Origin of the sequence: Mesorhizobium sp. M5C.F.Ca.IN.020.32.2.1 (assembly GCF_004023105.1) — a bacterium.
Taxonomy (GTDB): Bacteria; Pseudomonadota; Alphaproteobacteria; order Rhizobiales; family Rhizobiaceae; genus Mesorhizobium; species Mesorhizobium wenxiniae.
The window spans coordinates 1-4,068 of the sequence record NZ_RZSX01000605.1; the positions used below are offsets into that span (position 1 = coordinate 1).

At 61.0% G+C, this 4,068-nt stretch carries 4 protein-coding genes and 1 pseudogene; 3 read left to right on the top strand and 2 right to left on the bottom strand.

The window, feature by feature from the left end; all coding sequences use genetic code 11:
* Positions 1 to 201: hypothetical protein (locus EOA86_RS25225; protein ID WP_128344161.1), on the bottom strand; the 201-nt coding region annotated here is incomplete at its 3' end.
* Here EOA86_RS25225 and EOA86_RS25230 point away from each other — a divergent pair.
* Complete coding sequence (locus EOA86_RS25230; RefSeq protein ID WP_206630127.1) at positions 194 to 412, top strand: hypothetical protein; 219 nt, start codon at positions 194 to 196, stop codon at positions 410 to 412. The two genes, EOA86_RS25225 and EOA86_RS25230, sit on opposite strands and share 8 nt — an antisense overlap.
* A 44-nt stretch (positions 413 to 456) precedes the next feature.
* Here EOA86_RS25230 and EOA86_RS25235 read toward each other — a convergent pair whose 3' ends face one another.
* The gene (locus EOA86_RS25235; protein WP_128344164.1) at positions 457 to 1,506 is read right to left on the bottom strand and encodes a TadE/TadG family type IV pilus assembly protein; all 1,050 of its coding nucleotides are present in this window, start codon (positions 1,504 to 1,506) and stop codon (positions 457 to 459) included.
* 182 nt (positions 1,507 to 1,688) lie between these two features.
* On the opposite strand from EOA86_RS25235, the gene lepA reads away from it, so the two are divergent.
* Positions 1,689 to 3,494, top strand: a complete 1,806-nt coding sequence (gene lepA / locus EOA86_RS25240) for a translation elongation factor 4 (protein ID WP_128344166.1) — start codon at positions 1,689 to 1,691, stop codon at positions 3,492 to 3,494.
* Between the two features lie 329 nt (positions 3,495 to 3,823).
* Positions 3,824 to 4,068, top strand: a pseudogene (locus EOA86_RS25245) (hypothetical protein); the annotation flags it as partial.

A 4,068-nucleotide genomic window follows, 5' to 3' on the forward strand; every position in this document is an offset into this window, starting at 1 on the left:
AGCCTTGTCCATGCAGTCCTTCATCTTTTCGGCCGCCATCGGATCCGCGGGCTTCATCGCTTCGGTCGCTGGTTTCATGGCGTCAGTCGCCATCGCATCGGCCGGCTTCATCGCATCTTCGGCGCGGGCAATGCCGGCGGCAAAAAGCGCCGTCGAGCAAAGCGCGAAGGCAAGTGCCGGCAAGGTCAGGCGGTTGGTCATGGTCGTCTCCCAGGGTTGGTGGCGCGCCGGAATGGCGATCACATCGGTTCTTCGCCGCCGCCTGGGCCTTCGTTACAGCCATCACCGCTTCGTGATCGTTCTTGCCTTCACCCACAAGGGACAAGGCAGTGTCACATCCGCGCGCTTCGAACTCGCCACCGTCGCCCGCAACAAAAACGCCGCCCGTGGCGACCGGACGGCGTTGAAATGAGATGTATGCGAATGCGCGTCCTCTCTGGACGCGACCTGTCCAGCCTATTGCGTAAGCACTGTTTGCGAAGGCCGCTGGTTGAAGTCGCATTTGCCGGTCACGGTATAGAAGAAGTCGGCGTTGGAGACCGGAGCCGGTACGGGATTGCCGCCATCTTCCCAGGCCTGCTGGCTGGGTTGGCCGCACGGCACGGCGGTGAAGATGTCAACCAGTTTGCCGTTCGCGACTTCAACGCCGTCGATGTACAACCGGTTCGATGTGTTTGCGTCGTTCGACTTGAGCTTGGTTAATTGGGCCGATGGCACATCCATCTGCAGATACAGCACATCCATCAGGCTGACGTCGATCACCGCGCCGGCGCCGTTCGAGGGGTACATGGTGTTGGTGCAGGTGGTCAGGTATTTTTTGGTGCCGCTCGTCTGGGTGATCGCCCCGGTAGGCAGGTTGTTGAAGTTGAGCACCGTCTTGGTCGTGCATTTTTGTTCCTGGACCTTCGTGCTCGTCGATCCATTCACCGTATACACTGTCGACGTGCCGTAGCCTTTCGGATCACCAAAGTTGTTGTAGACATAGGTGATCTTCATCAACGGGTTGACCGCCGTCTCGCCGAATTTCGTGCCGTAGAGCGTCATCGTCTTGTTCCAATGGCCCGATACCTTGTTGACCTTGAACGTGGTCTGCACCAGCGCCGGCCTCTTGCGCACCGCCGACGCGACGCCGATCTGCACCGTGTCGACGTGGGCGATCTGCATGAAGTTCGTCGGCATGGCAAAGCTGGCCGAAGCATTGATGCTGGCGGTGCCGTCGGCAGCGACGACGAAGCTGTCGAGCTTGGCGGTGCCTTGCCCGCTATTGGCCGTAAACGACTCCTGCAGTTTCACCTGACGGTCCGCCAGTGCCGTGCTGGTTGGCAGCGTCGTGATCGACAGGGTCGCGGCATCGAGCGCATTCTGCATCGATCCCTTGGTCGCAACGGCTGAGTTGTAGTCGATTGAAAAGCCCAGAGCGGCACACATCGGGATAAGCATGATGGCGAGTATCGGCGCGAGGGAGCCGCTCTCGGAATTGAGAAAATGATGTCCAGATTGTGGCATTGCTTGGCCCCCCAAACGGTGACAGGTCGTTGCCTGTCACGCAGAGCGCGAACTATGCACTAATCCGGTGGATCAAAGCTTAACGGTGTTGCGCCCCCCGGCAGCGCAAACCTCAGCGATTGCTTTGGCCGCACGCCCGGCCGCTTGCCCGGGCAAGCTGCCCCTGCTAAAGCCGCCCCATCATGACCACGCCGATCAAGAACATCCGCAATTTCTCCATCGTCGCCCATATCGACCATGGCAAATCCACGCTCGCCGACCGGCTGATCCAGTTGACCGGCGGGCTGGAGCTGCGCGACATGAAGGAGCAGGTGCTGGACTCGATGGATATCGAGCGCGAGCGCGGCATCACCATCAAGGCGCAGACGGTGCGGTTGAAATACCGCGCCAACAATGGCGAGGACTATATCCTCAATTTGATCGACACCCCCGGCCACGTCGACTTCGCCTACGAAGTGTCGCGGTCGCTTGCCGCCTGCGAGGGCTCGCTGCTGGTCGTCGACGCCTCTCAAGGGGTCGAGGCGCAGACGCTGGCCAATGTCTACCAGGCCATCGACAACAACCACGAGATCGTCGTGGTGCTGAACAAGGTCGACCTGCCGGCGGCCGAGCCCGAGCGCATCCGCGAGCAGGTCGAGGAGGTGATCGGCATCGACGCCTCCAACGCCGTGCTGATTTCGGCCAAGACCGGGCTTGGCATTCCCGACGTGCTGGAGGCGATCGTCAACGACCTGCCGCCACCGCGCGAGGGCGACATCGCGGCACCGCTGAAGGCGATGCTGGTCGACAGCTGGTACGACGCGTATCTCGGCGTCATCGTGCTGGTCCGCATCATCGACGGCGTGCTGAAGAAGGGCCAGACCATCCGCATGATGGGCACCGGCGCCAAATACCTGGTCGAGCGCACCGGCGTCTTCACCCCTGCCCGGATCAATGTCGACGAACTCGGCCCCGGCGAGTTCGGCTTCTTCACCGGCTCGATCAAGGAAGTCGCCGACACCCGCGTCGGCGACACCATCACCGAGGACAAGCGCCAGACGGCGCACGCTTTGCCCGGCTTCAAGCCGGCGCAGCCGGTGGTGTTCTGCGGCCTGTTCCCGGTCGACGCCGCCGATTTCGAGGACCTGCGCGCCGCGGTTGGCAAACTGCGCCTCAACGACGCCTCCTTCTCTTATGAAATGGAAACCAGTGCTGCGCTCGGCTTCGGCTATCGCTGCGGGTTCCTCGGCTTGCTGCATCTCGAAATCATCCAGGAGCGGCTGGAGCGCGAGTTCAATCTCGACCTCATCGCCACCGCGCCCTCGGTCGTTTACCGGCTGCTGTTGAACGACGGCACGACAAAGGAATTGCACAACCCGGCCGACATGCCCGACGTGGTCAAAATCCAGGCCATCGAGGAGCCGTGGATCCGCGCCACCATTCTGACGCCGGACGAGTATCTCGGCGGCATCCTGAAACTCTGTCAGGACCGGCGCGGCATCCAGGCCGATTTGTCCTATGTCGGCAAACGCGCCATGCTGACCTACGACCTGCCGCTCAACGAGGTCGTCTTCGACTTTTATGATCGCCTAAAATCGATCTCCAAGGGCTACGCCTCCTTCGACTATCACCTGACCGACTACCGCGAGGGCGACCTGGTCAAAATGTCGATCCTGGTCAATGAGGAGCCGGTCGACGCGCTGTCCATGCTGGTCCACCGTACGGCAGCGGAAAAGCGCGGCCGGCAGATGTGCGAGAAGCTGAAGGAGCTGATCCCGCACCATCTGTTCAAGATCCCGATCCAGGCCGCCATCGGCGGCAAAGTCATCGCCCGCGAGACGATCTCGGCACTGCGCAAGGACGTCACCGCCAAATGCTACGGCGGCGACGTCTCGCGCAAGCGCAAGCTGCTCGACAAGCAGAAAGAGGGCAAGAAGCGCATGCGCCAGTTCGGCAAGGTGGATATCCCGCAGGAGGCGTTTATCCAGGCACTGAAGATGGGGGACTAACAACTCTATCTATCTGGTAACAACAATGGGTGGGGTACCATGAAAATAGAAGAATTTTCTGCCGCTCTTAGAGACAAGCGCTCATTGTTCATTACATCCCCATTAACCAGTATGTTAGTGTATTTTCTTCGCGTTGGAGCAATCGAGTCATATGCCAACCTATTAGTGCGCTTTGCGGGGCAAACTGTGATCGATGGTGGCTCTATCCTTGTGAGCAGCCGGACACAGCCTCAAGCGCGCGCCGGCTAGTGATTCGCATAGCCGGCGCCCTGGTACTTCAAGAATACCCCACCTTGGCGTATCCTCTCCCCGGCCCGGGCAGACATCAAATGCGCTCCACTCTGGACACCGTCGCCGCGATCGGCCTCGCCATCGGCGGCGCTTTTGGCCTTGCTGGCACCTTCGTGGCGAGCGATGCGCTGCGCGAGACACTGTGGACGATCGACGGCGTGGCGCTCGTGGTGGGGACGGCGCTTTTGACGATGAAGTATCAGCGGCTGGGCAATGACTGCGTGGCGGCCGGCTTCCTGACCTTCCTCGCCGGCGAGAGCCTGCTGCTCGCCGGCAATGCGGC